Genomic DNA, 20055 nt, shown 5'->3' on the forward strand with positions numbered 1-20055 from the left:
GGGCAAGCGGATTGCAGTGAATCGCTCCAGCCCAACCACTTATGCCTGAGTCGTTAATCATGGATGAAGTCACTACCATGCCCTCGGATGATGTACCTGACCTTCAACGTATAGTGCAGCGCAAGCTCGGGCGCTGTCTGTTGCGCTGAAAAAGACCATGGGCACGTTGGTCGGAATGCTGACCGAAAGCTTTCTGACCCAGTCGCCCCAAAATGAAGAATCACAGACGGAAGCCGATGTCGGTGACCAGATCTGGTTCAGCTATCGACTCCAGTTGGAAATGCCAGCCGAGCACTATGAGGCAACGAAGGCCGCCCTCAAGGAGCTGGTCGACCTGCGCAATGAACTGGTTCACCACTTCATTGAGCGTTTCGATCTCTGGACTGAATCAGGCTGCCAGGCGGCGGATGGTTTTCTGGAGGAAAGCTACGAAACCATCAATCGGCATTGTCTGAATCTGCAATGTTGGGCCAAAACCATTGATGTGGCAGCAGCTAAAGTGGCTTCGGTTATGCTAAGCCAAGCATTTGAAGATGCGCTCATCGATGGTATCAGGGAGGACGGTTCAATCTATTGGCCTGGCAGTGGGATATGCCGCTGTTTACGTGAAGCGGAAACCAAGCTTGCCAAAGGTGGCTGGACTCGACTGGAAGCAGCCATCCACTGGATTGGTGGTACCTATCCAGAGCAGACGCCCAAGCGCTACGGTTGCAGCGACTGGAAGCATGCCCTGCGCGAGTCACAGCAGTTCGAAATACGAAAACCCCAAGCTGATAATGAACCTACTGCCGTCTGGTATCGCAGCAAGGTCAGCTGAATGGAAAACTGAATCGTCCTTCCTTTTGTAAGCGCGCTGACTGACTGCTTCTGGCCGGAAACTGACGTTGACGAGAGGCAGCTGCCGGACAAAGCCTGTCTGCTGGACTCGGCTGAAATAAACCCAGGGCTGCCGTCTTGGAGAGGCCGATTAGAGTAGAAGAAATGAATATGCGCCCAGTTTTCAAACGAAGTAGGCGGTGGTTGAGCGCATTGTTAGCTGTTACCACCATCCGTTGCTATGTAGGACGGTTTTTTTGTAAAAGTCTATGTTTGCGCGGAGTGCATAAAATGCACTTACTCCATATTTAAGGGCATTGGATAATTCGGGGTATCCGAGCGCATCTAGAAGAAGACTTAGGGCTATAACAATGGCAACTGACAAGATTAAGTATGTGATTGATTTCTTCCACATTCCTTTGGATAGGTAATATATTGGGCCGAAGAGATACGCCAATATGTTAAAAGAGAAGGCTTTTCTTCGCTCCGGCTTTGGAAGATTTTTGAGGTTGGGTAGCTTTGGCCCGCCTGCATGAGCGATTGCCTTGAAGCGCTCTTTCCAAGCTGCAGAAATCGGTAGGTTTTCTATCATTTCGTCAGTCGGTTGTTCGTTTAGTTCGAGAACCACTGCGGTGGGTGGGGAGTAGGGATTATGAGATTCCATGAGGCTTCCTTGTTGATGGTGGCTAACTATAAGTAGACGGCAGAAGTAGCGTAGTATTTTCCGTCGTTTCTGTCGCATAACGTTCCTTGCTCATGCGTAACTCCCTGTTTTGCTTGAGTGTCGCGCTAGAAACACGAAATGAGGCGAGTAGGAATGGCGGCATTGTCTTTGGCCTCATTGCGGAGTCTAGCAGCGCGCCCGAGGTCTGCTATTGGCCGATTCTGTTGAAAAAGTCGGCCATAGTTTCCACGATAGAAAAGTACGCGCTTRAGATTGAAACCTCTACATTGAGCAGAGGATTCCGGGCTCAGATTTCGCGTAGCGGCGCGCAAAAAAGGCGTTTTCAGCGGTCAGTATGCGGTCAATCTGGAAGAACCGACTTTTTCAACAGAATCGGCCGATTTCTGCCTGTCACCAAGGGCAGCAACCGACCCAAAGCTGTCATTAACAGAGGGACATACCGCTGCTTCGTAGCTGACCTGTAAAATAGGTACCGGGCGGCACCACGCCGGTTGAACACTGCCTCGTAGTTGCCAGCACGGGCAGCGCAAAGCGACGACTCCCACTTCAACGAATCAAACCAACTGGCATGCGGACCTTAGTCACCGGTTTGCTGTTCCATCATGTGGGGTTGTCGTGAGTTGCAACTGCGCCGACGGCACTGGTAGGTAGAGTTTTCGCCCACAACTTGTGGCGGAGCGTTCATATACGCTCGTTTGATGTGCTCATTCACTCCGCTTGGGCCGTCCCGTGCAGAGGCGACCCATGCGTTTTGCGAGCGAGAGGCAGGAACTACTGCGCCGCGTTCTTGACCTGCTGCATTTCTTGATCGTAAAGCAGCTGTCCCTCAGCAGTCAGCTTTGGAGCATCCAGCTTGATGGTCAGCTTGTCGAGCTTGCCGGTGAAACGGAACGGCGGTAGATAGTCGTTGTCGTCCACCCCCATCCGGGTATCCACCCCGACGTCGAAGGTTTCGTCGACCGTCACGAGGAACGGGATGGTGTGCGGGATCGATTTGCGGTCGACTTCCTTACCGTCCACCGACAGGACACCGGTGCCACCCTTGCCGAAACCGTGCCCGTCGTATTTGAAGTCAAACACAACGGTGTGCTTGCCGGGCGTGAGCGCATCCTGGCCTTCCCAGCGGAAGTGTTCAACGGCCAGAAGGTTGTAGGCAAAGACAGGCTTGCCCTTCACCAAGTAGAAGCCATAGCCACCGAAGCGCCCACCGAGTGTGTTGAGCATCCCCTCGGCGCCGCCCGGTGGGATTTCCACCTCGGCCGTGATGGAGTAGGACTTGTTGAGGGTGTTGGGGGCGCTGCTTTCGGGCAGCCCGGACAATTCACTCGAGTACGTAAAGACAGTCCGGCCGGCGGTCGCGTTTGGTCGCGGCGTGGTGGCGCGCTGGAGTAAGTCGTTATCCAGCGGGAACACGTTATATTTCGCCGCCTCGATCAGGAAAAGCTCCTTCATGTCGCGCAGCTTGTCGGGCATCTTCGCGGCGAGGTCATTGTTCTGCGAAAAATCCTCCGCGATGTTGTAAAGCTCCCAGTTGTATCCGTTGACAACGTCGGGCATCTTGCCCAAGCCGAGAAGCCAGGGCGCCAGAGGCGGGGTCGTGGAGGCGATCCAGCCGTCGTGGTAGATGGCGCGGTTGGCAAGCATTTCAAAGTACTGAGTGGTGCGCGTGGACGGGACGTTCGCGTTCACCTTGTCCCAGGTGTAGGCCATGCTCACACCTTCGATGGGCTTCTGAGCGATACCATCCACCATCACCGGTGCCAGGATGTGCGTGGCTTCCAGGATCGTTGGAACGATGTCGATCACGTGATGGAACTGTGTGCGGATGCCACCGGCGTCCTTGATACGGTCAGGCCATGACATGACCATACCTTGCCGAGTTCCACCGAAGTGCGACGCCACCTGTTTGGTCCATTTGAATGGTGTATCGAAGGCCCAGGACCAGGCCACCGACATATGCGGCATAGTCTTGTCCGAGCCCCAGATGTCGTAGAATTTCAATTGCTCCGCGACCGGAACATTAATGCCTTGAATTGCGGCCATATCGAACGGGGTACCGATGGTGGAACCTTCGGCGCTGGTGCCATTGTCGCCGTTGATGTAAATGATCAGTGTGTTGTCGAGCTTGCCCATGTCCTCCACGGCCTGGATAACACGGCCGATCTCATGATCGGTATAAGCCACGTAAGCGGCAAACACTTCTGCCTGGCGGGCAAACATTTTCTTTTCATCGGCGTTGAGCGTGTCCCACTTCGGCAGGTCATCCGGCCAAGGGGTGAGTTTGGTATTCACCGGAATCACGCCGAGCCGCTGCTGGTTCGCGAAGATCTGATCGCGCAGGGCATTCCAGCCCATGTCGAACTTGCCCTTGTACTTCTCGATCCATTCCGGTGTCGGTTGATGCGGTGCATGCGTGCCACCGGGCACGTAATAGACGAAAAACGGCTTGTCAGGCGCGGCCGCATTCAAGCCATTCATGTACTTGATGGCTTCGTCCGCCATATCGGTGATGAGGTTGTACTCAGGCTTCCCGACCCACGGTTCGATCTGGGTATGATCGCGGAAGAGAAAAGGCTTCCACTGGTCGGATTCGCCGCCCACGAATCCGTAGAAATAATCGAAGCCCATCCCGCTCGGCCATTGGTCATAGGGGCCAGCCAGGCTGTATTGGTAGTTGGGGGTGTTGTGATTCTTGCCAAACCACGACGTAGAATAGCCGTTTTCCTTCAGGATCCTGCCGATCGTGGCACTGTTCTTGTCAATGATCGAGTCGTAGCCCGGGAATCCGGTGGACTGCTCGGTGATCACACCAAAGCCCACGGAGTGATGGTTGCGCCCGGTGATAAGCGCTGCCCGCGTCGGCGAGCAGAGTGCGGTGGAGTGGAACTGCGTGAAGCGCAGCCCGGCCTTCGCGATCCGGTCCATGGCCGGCGTGGGGATGACGCCGCCAAAGGTGCCGGACACGCCATAACCCTGGTCATCGGTCATGATCAGCAGCACGTTGGGCGCGCCCTTGGGCGGCACCACGGTTGGTGGCCAATAGGGCTTGGACTCCTTGACGTCCATATTGATGACGCCGCCGAACGGTGCTGGTGGCGCGGGCAGATAATTCCCGTCAAGGGTCGTGGTCGCACTGGGTGAACCGGGCGTGCCGTTGACTTCCTGTGTCGCTGCATTGGCGCAAGAGAGCGCAAGTAAGGCAACTGCCAGTCCTGAACTGATGCGCTGGCGTAACGATAAAGGTTTATTCCAGTGTGCAGTGGCCATGGCCAGCTCCTGTAAACCCCCGAAACCCCAAGTTCGGAGTGTAGAACCGTTTTCTTCTCTCGCCAGTCCATCTCAACGTTAACCCGAGTGGTCGTTGACTTTGGAGGAGTGGTGTCTATACCTGATTTTGATACCAGGCAGGTTCAGCAATGGCCGCAGACTGAAATCAAGAGGAACGCAAATGCTTATCAGGAAACGGCGTTTAGGTATCGCCATTGTCTGCGCCGGGATCGTGTCGGTTTGCCTGGCGTTTGTGGTGTATCAGCACATTCGTGGCCCTATGCCTTTGACGCTGGGTGATGGGAAAAATGGCCCCCTGGAAATGGTCTGGCTTCCTGCCGGAGAATTTTTGATGGGGAGCGATCATAAGCAGGCTCGTCCAAACGAGGGGCCGGCGCACAAGGTTCGACTCGACGGGTATTGGATCGACCGCTACGACGTCACCAATGCCGATTTCTCCCGTTTCATTTCTGAAACGCATTACGTCACCACCGCCGAACGCAAACCCAAATGGGAAGATCTGAAAGTCCAACTGCCACCAGGGACGCCTGAGCCGGATGACAGCGACTTGGTGCCTGGCGCATTGGTTTTTGTCGGCACAGACAGACCAATCCCGCTCAATGATTTCAGCCAGTGGTGGGCATTTGTCCCGGGGGCTGACTGGCGTCACCCGCTGGGGCCTGACAGTACCATCGAAGGCAAGGAAAACCATCCAGTTGTTCAGGTTTCACGTGAAGATGTTAAGGCCTACGCCGCATGGGCGCACAAGCGCCTACTCACCGAGGCCGAATGGGAGTACGCCGCAAGAGGCGGACTGGAACAAGCGAATTATGCGTGGGGGAATGACTTCTCGCCTGGTGGAGAAAAGATGGCGAATACCTGGGATGAGATTCAGCCGTTTCCCGTGACCGGAGCCAGTAACAAATTCAAAATTGGTACCAAGCCGGTAGGCAGTTACCGACCTAACGCCTATGGACTCTACGATATGTCCGGGAATGTTTGGCAGTGGGTCGCCGACTGGTATCGTGCCGACGCATTTAGAGTTGGGCTGAAACGTCAACCGGCGGGTGAAGCAGCGGTAAACCCGGTGGGGCCATCCGACAGCTATGACCCCGAACTTGGGGTGACGGCCAATGCACCGCAGCGTGTAATCCGAGGCGGATCTTTTCTTTGTAGTGACAGCTACTGCACGAGTTTTCGAACCAGTGCCCGGCAGGGCGCAGATCCTATGAACTCCATGTCGCATCTGGGCTTTCGCTTGGCGATGAGTAATGACCAATGGGAAAAGAACCGTTAAATACAAAATGCATGCGGACCATGCGTGAAAACACGAATGACTGCTCTTGGCCGTTCTCTGCCGATCATGGTTACAAAGCGTGCTGGTCAAATCCGATGCAATCGGTGGTCAGAACGAATGCAAATGACTGGTCAGGTCGAATGCAAGCGGGTGGTCAAGTGGAGTGCAATTTCGCAGTCATCTGACATGGTCGCTTCTCCAGTTCTTGTAGAAATCGTGGCAGCGACCAAAAAAATGGCCCGCATGCGGGCGGGCCAAATGGGAATTCTTCAAAGGAGCAGGGTTAATCTGCGCTCCACCATGTGAGCGATTGGTGAAAAGCATGTCGCAGAAACGAAAAAGCCCGGCACATTAGCCGGGCTCTCTGTAGATGGRCCAAATCCCTTTGGCTGACTGCATTGTGCTTGGTAGGTGTGACGAAGGCATGACAGGGGCAGATACGAGAAGCCCGGCTCTGGACCGGGCATTTGAGTTACATCGGTACGACCGCCAAGCCGCTACAACATCTCGCCGTCATACCACGGGCCTACTCCGCCTTCCCCCACAGAATCCTTCTCGCCTTCATAACCCGCCAGCTAGTTTGTGCCGTTCAATGGAGAACCCTGCGACTCTCTCCAATCCTGATCCGATCAAGCGCCCGGTTTAATGCGTCCAAGGCATCGAGGAGAGCTTTCGCCTCGGCTTCCCGGCCATCCCCCCATAGGCGTTCAGCCATTTTGTTCAGGGCTTGGATAGAACGCTCAATTTCAGCAGCAGTCACTGCTGCTTTACTGTCCGTCAGCTTCTTCTTCATTGAGTAACCGTTTACAGGGCATTGCTTGTATTTCAGATCTAGCGCGAATACGCCCGCCAGACGCATGGCTATTCAGCCTTCCGGACAATCCTTCCCGCCTTCACCTCATCTGTGTAAGCAGTCAGCCGATCAGCTTGCTCATGCAGCTTTTTGATCGTCTCCATTGCCTCCAGAAGCTCTGTATCCCCGCGCTGTTTTGCAAGCCTGAACATTTCCAGGGCAGCTTCTTCGAGGGAATATGCAGCGGCTTTCAAGTCGCGGCGTAACTCTTGATTGGGTTTGTTAAGTGCCATGACAACCTCCTGCCAATCCCTTCCGCGATCATTGGCAGTGGTCTGCCTTCGCCGGCCGGACTACCTGACCTGCACCGATTTCTTTAATCCAGCCATCTAACCGATTCTCACCTTGCTGGAAGATTGTGATCATCCTTCGAAGCGCCTCAGCGTCTGGTCCATTACCTGCGTGGCTTAGCCGCTCGGCAATCCGGACTAACTCCACGGCCGACCACTTCAGATCAGAGGCGACACCCTGCAGATCGCGCTTCAGGTCCTGCACTGGTTTGTTGAGCCCCATCATCACCCCTTACAAGTCCCCACAACACTAATCCGATATTCAGTTGCGAAATTGCACTCTACTTGATCACCCGCTTGCATTCGACCTGACCAGTCATTTGCATTCGTTCTGACCACCGATTGCATCGGATTTGACCAGCACGCTTTGTAACCATGATCGGCAGAGAACGGCCAACAGCTGACTGTCGATTTCGTCTGAGGCACATGCATGTGCATGGCATTTGACCAACTGCTTATTAGGATTAAAGTCTAAGGGAAAGATCGACCCCGTCAGTCTTTGATCCGCAACGGCTATCGCCACGCAGGTTCCTCAATGGCAGGTACAGAAACGGAGTATTGCTCATGATCAAATACCTTCGAATGATGGCAATGATTTCAATACTCGCGATCACGGCGGGCTGCCAGATGGGTCAATCAACTTCCGCCTCTGATGCGATGGCTGCTAACGCGGAAATGGACCGTGAGGCGAAAGCGGCGTTACAGAGTTTGTATGCCAAAACGCCGCAAGCGCGCGCCCTAGCGCAGCGAGCCAAGGGTATCCTCGTTTTCCCTGATGTGCTGAAAGCGGGCCTCATCGCCGGCGCACAGCATGGCGAAGGCGAATTGATTGAGAACGGAAAAGTCACGGGATACTACGCGACCACAGCAGCCTCATACGGCCTTCAGGCGGGCGTGCAGCGGTTTGGATACGTGATGTTCTTCATGACCTATTCAGCGATGAACGACCTGAAAAATGTTAATGGGTTTGAGGTCGGCGTGGGCCCAAGCATCGTGGTCGTAGATTCGGGCATGGCCAAATCGATGACTACCTCGACGGCTCAGTCCGATGTCTATGCGTTCATCTTTGATCAAAAGGGCTTAATGGCCGGGCTGGGATTGCAGGGTTCAAAAATTACCAGGCTCAATCGCTGAGGCCGTCTGCATGTCGCTTACACAGAATTTAGTTGTGTTGCATCGACCTGCTGAATTCACAATCCCTGGCTGCCCTTAGCGGAGGGCAGCAATGAGTCGATTTCTGCCTTCGACGACCGGCTGAAACCGACCGGAAGTGGTCACCTCTGCGCTTCACAAGCACGACTCTCAGGCGCGCTTGGGGAGTTTCCAGTTCGGGCGGATGAAGTGGCATGTGTAGCCATTCGGTATACGCTCGAGGTAATCCTGGTGCTCCGGCTCCGCTTCCCAAAAAGGTCCCGCCGGTTCGATTTCGGTGACAACCCGGCCTGGCCACAGGTGTGAAGCATCGACATCGGCAGCGGTGTCCTCGGCGCTGTCGCGTTGCTGTTCGCTGAGGTAGTAGATCGCCGAACGGTAGCTGGGGCCCAGGTCATTACCCTGACGGTTGGGCGTGCTGGGGTCGTGTATCTGGAAGAAGAACTCAAGGATCTGCCGGTAGCTGATCACGGCAGGGTCGAAGACGATCTCGATAGCTTCGGCGTGGTTGCCATGGTTGCGGTAGGTGGCATTCGGCACATCGCCGCCGGTGTACCCGACCCGCGTGTGTAGCACACCGGGATAGCGCCGCAGTAGATCCTGCATGCCCCAGAAGCAACCTCCGGCGAGAATGGCAGTTTCGGTTTGTCTGGTCATGGTCTGTCGTTCCTCTCGGAGGCGTTGGGTATAGCCATTGTTATGAGGGCGTGTTGGTCAATTCCAAGGTTTCGCGCAGGTCCTTGATCGATCATTGTGAATCGCAACGTAAAAAACCACAGCACCAGGGCAGTCGCGCTGATCGAGGCGCCCAGCATACTGACAGCTATCCAGCCCCATAGCGCATAAACCTGCGTCGCGGCGGCAGCTCCCAGTGCACTGCCCACCGAGTAAAAGCACATGTACGCACCGACCATGCGACTTTGCGCGTCGGGTCGTGCCGCAAAGACGAGGCTCTGGTTGGTGACGTGTACGGCCTGCACGGCGAAGTCGAGCAGGACCACTCCGCAAACCAGGGCGATCAGTGACGTCTGCGCAAACGCGATGGGCAACCAGGACAGCGTCAGGATCGCCAGCGAAATGCCCGTGACTCTTTGCCCCATACCTTGATCGGCCCAGCGACCGGATCTTCTGGCAGCAAGTGCACCGGCGACGCCTGCCAGGCCAAACATGCCGATGACCGTGTGTGAAAGCGACAGCGGYGGGGCGCTCAACGGCAGCACCATGGATGTCCAGAGCACCGAAAAAGCGGCAAAGATCAACAAGGCCAGCAGGCCCCTGATGCGCAAGACCGGTTCGGTCATGAACAGCGTGAAGAGCGACCGGATGAGTGCCGGGTAGGTGTATCGATTGCGTGGAGACACCGCGGGAGGCAGCACTTTCCAGAACAGCGCCGCGAGGGTCAGCATCAATCCAGAGGAAACGAAATACACGGTGCGCCAGCCCGCCAGATCTGCGATCAGCCCGGAAGTGAATCGCGCCAGAAGTATGCCCAGGACAATGCCACTGGTTACGGTTCCCACGGCCTGGCCACGTTGTGACGGGGTTGCCAGCACGGCGGCATAGGCCACCAGCACTTGAACCATCACGGCCAGCAAACCCACAACGATCATGGCCCCCAACAGGGTCAACCATTGCTGTGCGGCGCCGACCCCCGCCAGCGCAATCGCGGACAGCAGCACTTGAGTCAGAATCAGCCCTTTACGGTTCAACAAGTCACCCAGCGGGACGATGAACAGCAACCCGAGCGCGTAACCGACCTGGGTAGCCGTCACCACAAACCCGATCATCGATGAGGCCACACCCAGGCTCTGAGCCATTGAATCGAGTAAGGGTTGCGCGAAATAAACGTTGGCGACTGCCAGCGCGCAGGTGAGCGAAAATAAAAACGTGAGCGATGGAGAAAGCCCCGAAGCCTGCGTGACGAAAGTCTGGGTGGTTGAGTCGGCATCTGCTGTCACATGAGCCTCCGCGGCGTTAAACTGGTTTCAATTAAAAACTTGATTCAATTGTTGCTGCATCTAGTTTCAAATTGCAACCACATTGCTCAAAGTTGAACGACAGGCTTGGCGGTCCTTATCCAAAAGGTAAATACGATGGTCGAAGACGCTTCATCGCACAGCAGCGAATGTCCGGTAGCACGAACACTGGAAGCCATTGGGGATCGATGGTCGCTCTTGATCATTCGCGACGCGTTTGACGGCATTCGCCGATTCAGCGAATTCCAGAAAAGCCTGGGAGTGGCCAAAAACATCCTGGCATCGCGCCTGAAAGCGCTGGTTGAGGTCGGTGTATTCGACGTTCAACCTGCTTCGGATGGCAGTGCCTACAAGGAGTACGTCCTGACGGAGAAAGGACGGGAGATCTTTCCGGTGGTGGTCAGCATGAGGCAGTGGGGCGAACGTTTCCTGTTCACGCGGGAAGAGACCCGTTCTGTGTTGTTGGACAATGCGTTCGGCCAGTCCCTGATGCCGATAGAAGTTCGCTCCTCGAGCGGTCAAAAACTTGGGCCGTCCGATTGCCACAGAGTGAGAGTGGTTGCCGACGAGTCGTGAATCGACAAGTGCCCCCTCAAGCGGATGCCTCCTGCGCTGAGCTTTGTTGAACGAATCGCTCAATCAGCCATCTCGCGGCCGGTCCTGGTGGCAGATCCGTGCGGTAAATGACGTCAAAGGCATAAATCCCGCTCTGGTATTCCGGCAGGTTCAGACGTACCAGCCGACCGGCCTGCAGGTCTTCCTCGACCATCGGACGGGGCATGTTCCCCCAGCCAATGCCTTCACGCAGCAGCATGTGCTTGGCGCCCAGGTCCGCCAGGCGCCAGGTGCGGTTGCTGAGGACGGCGAAATCCTTGTCCTTGGTCAGAAGCGAGCGGTCGGACAGCACCAGTTGCGTGAACTCTCGCCCGGCGCCCGGAATATTCACATCGCTTGATGCCAGTGGATGATTCGGCGCCGCCACCGGAATCAACTCGACACTGCCGACGCCAATTCTTTCGATACCGTCGATGCCCTCGTTCATGGGGCCACTGACACCGATGATCGCGCCACCGTTGATCACCAGGTCGGTGACGGCACCGAGCGCCTCCATATGCAAGTGCAGGGCAACCGTAGGGAACTCTTCGCGAAAGGATTTGAGTGCATCCACCACGCGCTCGGGGGGCAGCATGACATCGAGCACCACGTGGACTTCGGCTTCGAGCCCCTGAAGCAAGCCTTTGACCTTGGCGCGTAGTCCATGGATGCCGTTGGCAATGGTCCTGGCTTCGGCCAGAACGGTGCGACCGGCATCGGTGAGCTGGGGTTTGCGGGTTGTCTGGCGGTCGAATAGCGACACACCGAGCTGCATTTCAAGGTTGGCGATCGAGTAGCTGATGACCGAAGTGGCGCGGTGCAGTTTTCTGGCGGCCGCCGCAAAGCTGCCGACTTCCACGACCGTCAGGAACACGCGCAGTTGGTCCAGCGTCGGTGTTCCCGGGTCAGAGATCATGGCTGTTTCCTTGAATCAGACGGCGCTTGGCAAATTGCACGATTGAACTCCTATACCGGCTACGTGGGTCTGCTTTTCTAATTTATCGAATCTAATGATCTAAATTAGTCAGCTATTCAGATTAACCGGTGAGGCGCAAGATTTCTTCATAGCGGCGATTCATGGCGAGTCGCGCAAACTTTGAAGGAAATACCCCATGACGACTTCTGCAAACATCGCTCAATCAACCACCTCTGAACAGACCCGTTCCGATGTGACCCAATCCTCGGCCTCGTTGATCGGCCGCGTACTGCTCAGTGCAATCTTCATCCTTTCCGGTTTTTCGAAACTCGCCGCTCCGGCAATGATGGTCGGCTACATCGGTTCGGTCGGGCTTCCGCTTCCACAATTGGCGCTGGCGCTGGCGATCATTGTCGAGATCGGCGGTGGCCTGGCATTGATCGCCGGTTATCGTACCCGCACCGTTGCCGCAGTCCTGGCAGTGTTCAGCGTGTTCACCGCACTGGCGTTCCATAACGCACTGGGCGATCAGAACCAGTTCATCCACTTCTTCAAGAACATCGCGATGGCCGGTGGCCTGTTGCAGGTCGTGGCCTTCGGTGCCGGTCGCTTCAGCCTCGACGCGCGCCGTCGTTGATACCTCCTGCGCTGCGAAGGCCGACCCCTCGCAGCGCAATGCGTTCTCCCTTTTTTGAATAGTCGAGACCTCCATGAATGCCATACGTGTGCACAAATACGGCAGTCCTGAAGTTTTACGTCTGGGAAATGCGTAGTTTCGCGACCCGTTACTCGTGTACCCGATCAACAGTTCGCCGCGCCTGGTTCAACAGGTGATCAACATCCTCGGCGGTGGTGGCGAACGAGGTGACAAAGCGAACGATGTTGGGTCCCCAGCGATCATGGTAGAAACCGAACCCGGCCTTCAGCAGCGCTTCGATTATTGCCGAGTCCAGGCGACAGAACAGGATGTTCGCCTCGGTGCCGCCGAGCACGTCAACACCGCTCAAACCCCCAAGGCCCTGCGCCAGGCGCTGGGCCGCAGCGTTGGCCTGGCGTGCATTGCGCAGCCAGAGGTCGTCGGTCAGGTACGCATCGATCTGCGCCGAAAGGAAACGCATCTTGGAAAAGAGATGGCCTGCGCGCTTGCGCCGGTAATTCATTTCGGCCGCGAGCGAGGTGTTGAACAGGACGATCGCTTCCGCCGCCAGCGCACCATTCTTCGTGGCACCAAACGACAGGGCATCCACGCCTGCCTTCCACGTCATCTGCGCAGGGGAGCAACCAAGCGACACCAGGGCGTTGGCAAATCGGGAGCCATCCATATGCAATCCCAGGGAAGATGACTTGCAGACGTCACCGATGGCTGCGATTTCGTCCAGGGTGTAGATGCTGCCGACTTCGGTGGCCTGAGTGATGCTGACGCAGGCGGGCTGGGTCGTGTGTACATCGCCGACTTTTTCGCGAGTCCGCTCGCGCAGTCGGACGATATCCAGCTTGGCCGCCGGGCCGTCGACGGTCATCAGCTTCGCACCGTTGGAAAAGAACTCCGGCGCGCCGCATTCATCGTTGTTGATATGACTGGCCGGGTGGCAATAGATGTTGCCCCATGGCGGCGTCATCGCGCTCAGGCACAGGGCGTTGGCGGCGGTGCCGGTGGGCACGAGCAAGACCTCCACTTCACGCTCGAAGATCTCGCAGAACTTGCGCTTGACCTGTTCAGTCAACGCGTCTGTTCCATAGGGGCTCGCCTGGCCCGTGCTGTGTTTGACGATGGATTGTGCCACCTCCGGCGATGCGCCAGCGATGTTGTCACTTGAAAAACCCAGTGCGGGCGGTCTGTTTGTTTCACCGTTCATCATCCAGTTCTCGGCTGCGCAGGCGAAGGTGTTTCGCCCGTATTGGCGCATCCTATGGAGAGGGAAGGTTGCCGCGCTTGTAAAAAATTGACGTTCGCTTGATGGCCGACGGCCTAAGTCCTGTAGCGCGAGGGCGCGACGCCGAATGCCTGTCGAAAGGCGCGGTTGAAATGGCTTTGATCGTAAAAGCCGACGGCGTGGGCGACCTCGATGATCGGTTGCCCGCTACGTGATAGCAGGCCACAAGCCCGTTCTAGACGCAGGCGAAGCAGCCATGCGTGCGGCGTCATGCCGATGGTCCGCTTGAATTGTTTGAGGAACGGGAAGCGACCCAGTCCGCACAATCCAGCGAGATCATCGAGGGTGATTCGCTGATCGATGTGGCTGAAACAATAGTCCCTGACGCGAGACCATTGCAGGGGCGATAGCGTGCCTGTGATCGTTTCGGGTTTGATCGCCCGTGACTGGCTCAACAGGTGTTCAAGGAGGGTGATCCATTGCGTCTGCACCGCGAGGCTGCCGGGTCCGACGGCCTGCTGCATCGCTTCGTGCAACCCGTGCAGGCTGCCGACAACTCCCGTGTCTTCAAGCAACACACTGGTCAACTCAAGCTCTCTCGGTTGACCGCTGATCTCCTCGGTCATACTCGCGACCAGCGCCTGGGACAGACGGAATGTCTTGAGCGTATAGGCGTCGCCGCCCTCGGGCAGACCATCGTGGATTTCACCCGGTGGCATCAGGGCAATACTGCCCGGACCTAAAAGAAACGACTCGCCTTTGGATCGATGACGCTGGATGCCTTCGGTGACAAAGCCAATGTGGAAATCGAGGTGGTAATGGCGATCGAAGCCGGTATCCACAAAGCGTGCGGACCCCAGCACCAGGCCTGGTACTTCGGACACGTGATGGTAATTGGCATGTTCAGTCATGAAACCTGTTCAACAATCGGCGAGGAGGGCGGGGACTGCAAAGTCTAGGGCCACCAGCGGAATAGATCCATGGGCATCGACTGCCGCTCGCTACAGGTGCACCTCTGGTGCGTGCGACGCATTCAACTTCTCGATCACCAGGTCGATGAAGGCCGATACCGCGAGCGGCAACTGTCGGCGGCTTGGATACAGCACGTTCAGGCCATAGCCTTTGGGTTGGTATTGCGCCAGCACCGGGACGAGCACACCGGCCTGAACATCGAGCCTGGCCATCACCGGCGGCAGTAGCGCGATGCCGAGGCCGGCCACGGCGGCCCTGCGCAGTGCCTGTGCGGTATTGCCACTGAAGCGCCCAGTGACTTGCACTTCCTCCTCACCCTGCGGGCCGATCAAGCGCCATGTGGCGTGGCCGCCGGGTTGCGCTGAGATCACACAATCGTGGTTTACCAGGTCCTGCAGCGTGCGGGGTGAGCCGTGCGCGGCAATGTAGGCGGGGCTTGCGACCATTCCGACGCTGCGTGGGTCAAGGATCTGACGGCCGACAAAACCGGAATCGCGCAAGGCGCCGCCGCGAAACGCGACATCGATCTGCTCTGCGATCAAGTCGGCCTTCGCATCGCTGAGTATGAAGTCGAGCCTCACGCGTGGATACGCGGCGAGAAACCCGGTCACCCAGTCCATCTGGAAGAAGTCGAAGAAGTCGGCTGGAGCCGCCACACGCACCAGGCCATTGGGCTCGTTACTACCCGTTATCAACTCCTGTCCGGCTTCGAGCAAACCGTCGACTGCGCCTGCACAACGCTCATGGAAGTCCTGGCCTGCACTGGTGAGTGTGAGCTTGCGGGTGGAGCGTTGTAGCAGCCGAGTGCCGAGGTGTGCTTCGAGCTGCTGGATGCGACGACTCACGGTATTGGGCGGCATTCCCAGCCGTCTCGCCGCCTCTGCAAAGCTGCCGCAGCGGACTACCTGCACAAACATGGCGATGTCATTGAGGTCGAGCATGGCCGTTCATTCCTGTCGATGGTGGACGAGTGCAATCCAATTGTATCGGCTAATCAAGCAATCGGCCCCGATCTATTGTTTGAGGTATCGGGCCGCGAGGCTTCCCAGTTCGAGAGATCATGATGAACCTTCAGCAACAACCTCTCTTCGCGATTGATCCTGGCTGCGCACGCGAACCCGAAACTCACCGCGCAATCAGTTATCGCACCACCGGCAGCGGGCATGGCGCAATTGTCCGGCTGATGAGTCCTTCGGATCTGGGCCATTTGATCAAGCCGTTCGTTTTCCTTGATCTGTTCGAAGGCGAGAGCTCATTCATCAACGGCATGCCAATGCACCCGCACTCGGGAATCGCCACCGTCACCGTCATCACCGAAGGTAATTTGCGCTTCGAGGATGCGGATTCGGGCAAGGGGATGATCGACTACGGCGGTGTCGAATGGATGCGTGCCGGAGGCGGGGTGTGGCACGGCAAGGAAATGTCGGTGGGCACATCGAAACGGATTCAGGGTTTTCAACTGTGGGTTGCACTACCGCCCGAGTTGGAAAACGCCAGTGTCGACAGTCAGTACCTGGAGTCAGGCGTGATGCCTGAAGTCGGGCCGGCGCGGTTGATTCTCGGCACCTACCAGGGTGTCCAGAGCCCGGTCCGTGCTCCTGCCGGAATGAATTACCTGTTGGTCACACTACGTGCCGGGGAATCCTGGACTTATGTTCCACCTGGAGAACATGAGTCGTTGTGGTTGAGCGTCAGCCGCGGCGCTTTGTCCGCACCAGGCCTGGTCAACGCAGGAGAGATGGCCATCTTCGAACCCGGCAACGGCGCCGTGACGCTCAAGGCGCTGCAACAAGATACGGTCTTCGTGATCGGCTCAGCCATACCTCATCCCTATGATCTGGCGCTGGGAAATTACTCGGTGCACACCAACCCGCAAGCCTTGCGTGCGGGAGAGGCGAAAATTGCCGAGATTGGCGTTCGGTTGCGTGAGTACCTGAAAAAGCCCAGCGGGTCAGCCAGCGTACCGGTATTCAAGTAGCCCATGATCCTTGACCCATGGCCGCGCGCCATTCGAGTCAGGATTGCGCGCAGTCATGGATCATGGGGCGGCTGTACAATGTCCAGTCGCCGCCCTTAACTTTGCGGCACCACCCGCGCTTCGTTTCCGGCACCCTCGACATAAACGTTCATGCCATTTTTCAGCCCCGGGTTGATCGGCTGGGTCACCTGAACCAGTACGCCGCTATGGGTGCGAACGATGATCTGCTGTGCGTCCACGGGCTGATCATATTTTTTCTTTTCGGCGTAATTGCCGCCCGCCGCGCCAGCGAGGGCACCGGCGACCATCGCCACATCCCGGCCGGTACCGTGGCCGATCAGGCTTCCCAGGGCCAGACCGCCAATACCCCCCATGATGGCGCCGACACCGCTATCGTGATTGGTCTGCATCTGGGTCTGTGTAATCTGCTCGATTTTCCCCGAACGAATCTCCATCTCGCCAGCGCCTCCGCTCCCGGCGCCGACCGCGGCACAGCCGCCAAGCACAAGACCAAAAAGCGTAATCGTCAGCCAGGAAGCGATAGTTTTCATCGTCAAACTCCATTTTCAGAGGAAGTGGATCATGCAAACGCATCCACTCACGTTAGACGAAAATGCCTGATTCGCTCGGTTGTTTGGCTGCGCAAAGCGCTTGCCACGAAGGGGCTGCGGTGCAAGCGCCTGGACCGCTCGATCCGATATAGCTTGAACGTAGTCGCATATTCCATAAATGAAGTACAAGCTATTTTTATAGTGCGTTTTAATCTATTCAGTATTTTGAATCGATTGGAGCACTTGTCTGTGAAAACTAAGGCGTTTTTACCTTTTGGCTTGGCATTACTGGCTACATGCTCGACGGCTTTCGCTGGTGCCACGCTGTATGCGGAGCCCAACGTGGTAGCGATCGAAAAGGGCGATCCGCAATGGAATGCCAAAGTCACTGAGGTCGTCACCCAGCTCAAGGCCGATGGCACCTTAAGCAAGATTTCACAGAAGTGGATCGGTGCCGATATCAGCCAATGACAGCCCTCAAACCACACCCGGCCAAGGCGACTGTCGCCCCCGAAACCGAGACGCGTCGTTTCAGCCAGCTAGTTGGTTTTCGCACTCGCCTGTATTTGACCTGGACGGTGCTGTTCGGCCTGTGCGTCGTGTTTTTCATGAGCTTCGATCTGAAGTTCTCGATCATTGTGCAGAAGTTGCCCAATCTGGTCGGCCTGCATTTGGGGCCTGACGGTTTCTTGCAGGGCGCCGCGCTGACGCTGTTCTTGTGCTTCTGTTCGATCTGGCTTTCGTCGCTCCTTGGCTTTGTGACGGCGCTGGCGCGCCTGTCTCGCAGTGCGGTGGCTTTCGGCATTGCCAGTTTCTATGCGTCTTTTTTTTGCGGTACTCCGCTGCTGATTCAAATTCTGCTGATCTACCTGGGTCTGCCGCAGTTGGGTGTGGTTCCTGGCGCCATCAGCGCGGGGATCATCGCGCTATCGCTCAATTATGGTGCCTACCTCAGCGAGATCTTTCGAGCCGGCATCATCGCTGTGGCACCCGGGCAGCGCGAAGCGGCGATGGCTCTGGGGCTGGGGCCGGCGGCAACTTTCCTGCACATCGTCCTGCCGCAAGCCATGCGCACGATCATTCCACCGACAACCAGTCAGTTCATTTCAATGCTCAAGGACTCATCGTTGATATCGGTGATGGGCGTCTGGGAAGTGATGTTCCTGGCGCAGTCATACGGTCGCTCGTCCTACCGCTACATCGAAATGCTCACCACCGCAGCCGTTATCTACTGGCTCCTGTCCATTGGACTGGAGTTGATACAGAACCGTCTTGAACGCCACTACGGCAAAGGTTTCAAGCATCAGCGCGGACCCATCCTTTTAATGACTTTTACAGGTACTACGATGTCCGATCCAAAACCTCTGTTGTTTGCGTTATACGAGCAAGCCAGTGTTGGCTGTGGCGGCGCGCCAAGCCTCTGGACGCACCCGGCTGACGAACGACTGACCATCAACTCCCTGGGCTACTGGTCGAACCTGGCACGCATCGCCGACCAGGCCCATCTCGACATGCTGTTTTTTGGTGATGTGCTGGGTTTCTACGATGTGTTTGGCGGTAATGCCGACGCGGCGATGAAGTGGGCGGTGGAAGCACCGGCCAACGATCCGTTGATGATCATTCCGGCATTGGCTGCGGTGACAGAAAACCTGGCTTTCGGCGTCACTGTCACCACCAGTTACGAGCATCCTTTCACCCATGCCCGGCGCTTCAGCACACTGGATCACCTGACTAATGGCCGGGTCGGGTGGAACATCGTTACCTCCTACCTGACCAGTGCCGCTCGCAACTTCGGCCTGGAGCAGATGATCAAGCACGATGATCGCTATGAACGCGCAGATGAATTTCTCGATGTGGTTTACAAGCTCTGGGAAGGCAGCTGGGCAAATGACGCTGTGGTTGCCGACAAGTCTCGCCAGGTCTATGCCAAGGGCGATCGCGTGCGCCCGATCAATCATGTCGGCGAGCATTACCGGGTGGCCGGGCCGCATTTGACGTCCCCGTCACCGCAACGTACACCCTTGCTGATCCAGGCCGGTTGGTCAGGCCGTGGTCGCGAGTTTGCGGCCAAGCACGCCGAACTGATTTTCATCGCCAAGTCCAACCCGCTGGAAATTCGCCAGGGCTTGGAAGATATATGGACGCAGGCCAGGGCACGGGGTCGTCACGCCGATGATGTCAAATCACTGACGGTACTGCGCATCGTCACGGCCAGGACCGAGATCGAAGCCCAACGCAAATATGACGAACTGCAAAGCAACTACCACTTGCAGGCGCAACTGGTCAGTTATGCCGGTGATACCGGTATCGACATCAGCCGCTACGCGGACGGCGACGCGTTGTCGACTCACACCGAAGGCATGACCTCCTATGTGATGCGTCCCGATGGCAGTGGCAAGCCCTTGACCGCCGGCGATGTCAAACAGCGCTTTGCCAACGTCACCCGGGGCAGCGATCTGATTCTGGTGGGAACGCCGCAACAAGTGGCCGATCGCATCGAAGAGCACGCCCGTATTTCCGGCACCAGCGGCTACATGCTCAACCCGCTGATCAGCCCAGGCAGCCTCGAAGACTTCGTTGAACTGGTCATTCCTGAACTGCAAAAACGTGGCTTGTATCGTACCCGGCCACAGAGCGGTACTTTCCGTTCGCGGTTACGGGACGATGGTGCCAACCATTTACCGGATTCTGCCTACGGAGCCTCATTCCGCTTTGATAAAGGTTTTCAGGGCGGGGCATCTTGAAAAAAGGGTCTCCAGGGGCTAATGCCAGTCAGTTAAGCGTTTGAACACCGCAAACCTTGTGGGAGCGAGCTTGCTCGCGATGGCGGACTG

Annotated in this window: 20 protein-coding genes and 1 pseudogene; 9 read left to right on the plus strand and 12 right to left on the minus strand. The window is 56.8% G+C overall.

Going from position 1 to position 20055, the window contains the following annotated elements; all coding sequences use genetic code 11:
• Nucleotides 1-157: 157 nt before the first annotated feature.
• The gene (locus tag AC1DU9_RS26195; RefSeq protein WP_477811013.1) at nucleotides 158-817 is read left to right on the plus strand and encodes an OST-HTH/LOTUS domain-containing protein; all 660 of its coding nucleotides are present in this window, start codon (nucleotides 158-160) and stop codon (nucleotides 815-817) included.
• A gap of 222 nt (nucleotides 818-1039) precedes the next feature.
• On the opposite strand, the gene AC1DU9_RS26200 is transcribed toward AC1DU9_RS26195, so the two are convergent.
• Both AC1DU9_RS26200 and AC1DU9_RS26205 read right to left on the minus strand, forming a co-directional pair.
• A complete protein-coding gene (locus AC1DU9_RS26200) occupies nucleotides 1040-1480 on the minus strand; it encodes a DUF2628 domain-containing protein (RefSeq protein ID WP_457266196.1) in 441 nt (146 codons plus the stop codon).
• Between the two features lie 792 nt (nucleotides 1481-2272).
• Complete coding sequence (locus AC1DU9_RS26205; RefSeq protein WP_457266197.1) at nucleotides 2273-4768, minus strand: arylsulfatase; 2496 nt, start codon at nucleotides 4766-4768, stop codon at nucleotides 2273-2275.
• 181 nt (nucleotides 4769-4949) lie between these two features.
• Here AC1DU9_RS26205 and AC1DU9_RS26210 point away from each other — a divergent pair, with 181 nt between their 5' ends.
• Nucleotides 4950-6065, plus strand: coding sequence for a formylglycine-generating enzyme family protein (locus tag AC1DU9_RS26210; protein ID WP_457266198.1), 1116 nt, complete (start codon nucleotides 4950-4952; stop codon nucleotides 6063-6065).
• Nucleotides 6066-6654: 589 nt separating this feature from the next.
• Here the strand turns inward: AC1DU9_RS26210 and AC1DU9_RS26215 are convergent.
• The 3 genes from AC1DU9_RS26215 to AC1DU9_RS26225 form a co-directional block, all read right to left on the minus strand.
• Nucleotides 6655-6858: a hypothetical protein gene (locus tag AC1DU9_RS26215; protein WP_043302433.1), complete on the minus strand. Its 204-nt coding sequence runs from the start codon at nucleotides 6856-6858 to the stop codon at nucleotides 6655-6657.
• A gap of 68 nt (nucleotides 6859-6926) precedes the next feature.
• Nucleotides 6927-7151, minus strand: a complete 225-nt coding sequence (locus AC1DU9_RS26220; protein WP_477811014.1) for a hypothetical protein — start codon at nucleotides 7149-7151, stop codon at nucleotides 6927-6929.
• Nucleotides 7152-7179: 28 nt separating this feature from the next.
• Nucleotides 7180-7431, minus strand: coding sequence for a hypothetical protein (locus AC1DU9_RS26225; RefSeq protein ID WP_043302427.1), 252 nt, complete (start codon nucleotides 7429-7431; stop codon nucleotides 7180-7182).
• Between the two features lie 341 nt (nucleotides 7432-7772).
• On the opposite strand from AC1DU9_RS26225, the gene AC1DU9_RS26230 reads away from it, so the two are divergent.
• A complete protein-coding gene (locus tag AC1DU9_RS26230; RefSeq protein ID WP_223460575.1) occupies nucleotides 7773-8342 on the plus strand; it encodes a lipid-binding SYLF domain-containing protein in 570 nt (189 codons plus the stop codon).
• A gap of 168 nt (nucleotides 8343-8510) precedes the next feature.
• On the opposite strand, the gene msrA is transcribed toward AC1DU9_RS26230, so the two are convergent.
• Together msrA and AC1DU9_RS26240 are read right to left on the minus strand one after the other, a co-directional pair.
• Nucleotides 8511-9017 (minus strand): peptide-methionine (S)-S-oxide reductase MsrA, encoded by a 507-nt coding sequence (msrA, locus tag AC1DU9_RS26235; RefSeq protein ID WP_223460573.1) that lies wholly within the window; start codon nucleotides 9015-9017, stop codon nucleotides 8511-8513.
• On the minus strand, nucleotides 9014-10318 hold the full coding sequence (locus AC1DU9_RS26240; protein WP_457266199.1) for an MFS transporter: 1305 nt from the start codon (nucleotides 10316-10318) through the stop codon (nucleotides 9014-9016). The genes msrA and AC1DU9_RS26240 overlap by 4 nt, the downstream gene beginning before the upstream one ends.
• 135 nt (nucleotides 10319-10453) lie before the next feature.
• Between AC1DU9_RS26240 and AC1DU9_RS26245 the strand changes: the two genes are divergently transcribed.
• Nucleotides 10454-10912 carry a winged helix-turn-helix transcriptional regulator gene (locus tag AC1DU9_RS26245; protein ID WP_457266200.1) on the plus strand — a complete coding sequence of 153 codons (459 nt, stop codon included), beginning with the start codon at nucleotides 10454-10456 and terminating at the stop codon, nucleotides 10910-10912.
• 16 nt (nucleotides 10913-10928) lie between these two features.
• Here AC1DU9_RS26245 and AC1DU9_RS26250 read toward each other — a convergent pair whose 3' ends face one another.
• Nucleotides 10929-11846, minus strand: a complete 918-nt coding sequence (locus AC1DU9_RS26250) for a LysR family transcriptional regulator (RefSeq protein ID WP_223460567.1) — start codon at nucleotides 11844-11846, stop codon at nucleotides 10929-10931.
• A gap of 196 nt (nucleotides 11847-12042) precedes the next feature.
• Between AC1DU9_RS26250 and AC1DU9_RS26255 the strand changes: the two genes are divergently transcribed.
• Nucleotides 12043-12483 (plus strand): DoxX family protein, encoded by a 441-nt coding sequence (locus AC1DU9_RS26255; protein WP_223460565.1) that lies wholly within the window; start codon nucleotides 12043-12045, stop codon nucleotides 12481-12483.
• A gap of 148 nt (nucleotides 12484-12631) precedes the next feature.
• Here AC1DU9_RS26255 and AC1DU9_RS26260 read toward each other — a convergent pair whose 3' ends face one another.
• The 3 genes from AC1DU9_RS26260 to AC1DU9_RS26270 form a co-directional block, all read right to left on the minus strand.
• The gene (locus AC1DU9_RS26260; protein ID WP_457266201.1) at nucleotides 12632-13705 is read right to left on the minus strand and encodes a threonine aldolase family protein; all 1074 of its coding nucleotides are present in this window, start codon (nucleotides 13703-13705) and stop codon (nucleotides 12632-12634) included.
• A 110-nt stretch (nucleotides 13706-13815) separates the two neighbouring features.
• Nucleotides 13816-14631, minus strand: a complete 816-nt coding sequence (locus AC1DU9_RS26265; RefSeq protein WP_223460561.1) for an AraC family transcriptional regulator — start codon at nucleotides 14629-14631, stop codon at nucleotides 13816-13818.
• Nucleotides 14632-14721: 90 nt separating this feature from the next.
• Complete coding sequence (locus AC1DU9_RS26270; RefSeq protein WP_457266202.1) at nucleotides 14722-15633, minus strand: LysR family transcriptional regulator; 912 nt, start codon at nucleotides 15631-15633, stop codon at nucleotides 14722-14724.
• 122 nt (nucleotides 15634-15755) lie between these two features.
• On the opposite strand from AC1DU9_RS26270, the gene AC1DU9_RS26275 reads away from it, so the two are divergent.
• Nucleotides 15756-16670, plus strand: a complete 915-nt coding sequence (locus AC1DU9_RS26275; RefSeq protein ID WP_457266203.1) for a pirin family protein — start codon at nucleotides 15756-15758, stop codon at nucleotides 16668-16670.
• A 95-nt stretch (nucleotides 16671-16765) separates the two neighbouring features.
• Here the strand turns inward: AC1DU9_RS26275 and AC1DU9_RS26280 are convergent, their stop codons facing one another.
• Nucleotides 16766-17221, minus strand: coding sequence for a glycine zipper 2TM domain-containing protein (locus AC1DU9_RS26280; protein WP_223460554.1), 456 nt, complete (start codon nucleotides 17219-17221; stop codon nucleotides 16766-16768).
• A 24-nt stretch (nucleotides 17222-17245) separates the two neighbouring features.
• Here AC1DU9_RS26280 and AC1DU9_RS26285 point away from each other — a divergent pair, with 24 nt between their 5' ends.
• The 3 genes and pseudogenes from AC1DU9_RS26285 (at nucleotide 17246) to AC1DU9_RS26295 (ending at nucleotide 19965) form a co-directional block, all read left to right on the plus strand.
• The gene (locus tag AC1DU9_RS26285) at nucleotides 17246-17692 is read left to right on the plus strand and encodes a transporter substrate-binding domain-containing protein (RefSeq protein WP_457266204.1); all 447 of its coding nucleotides are present in this window, start codon (nucleotides 17246-17248) and stop codon (nucleotides 17690-17692) included.
• Nucleotides 17689-18531: pseudogene (locus AC1DU9_RS26290) on the plus strand (amino acid ABC transporter permease); the annotation flags it as partial. The gene AC1DU9_RS26285 and the pseudogene AC1DU9_RS26290, both read left to right, overlap by 4 nt.
• A 36-nt stretch (nucleotides 18532-18567) precedes the next feature.
• Nucleotides 18568-19965 carry an LLM class flavin-dependent oxidoreductase gene (locus AC1DU9_RS26295; RefSeq protein WP_457266228.1) on the plus strand — a complete coding sequence of 466 codons (1398 nt, stop codon included), beginning with the start codon at nucleotides 18568-18570 and terminating at the stop codon, nucleotides 19963-19965.
• Nucleotides 19966-20055: the final 90 nt, after the last annotated feature.

The sequence above is a fragment of the Pseudomonas sp. P4_C1 genome, from assembly GCF_056402155.1.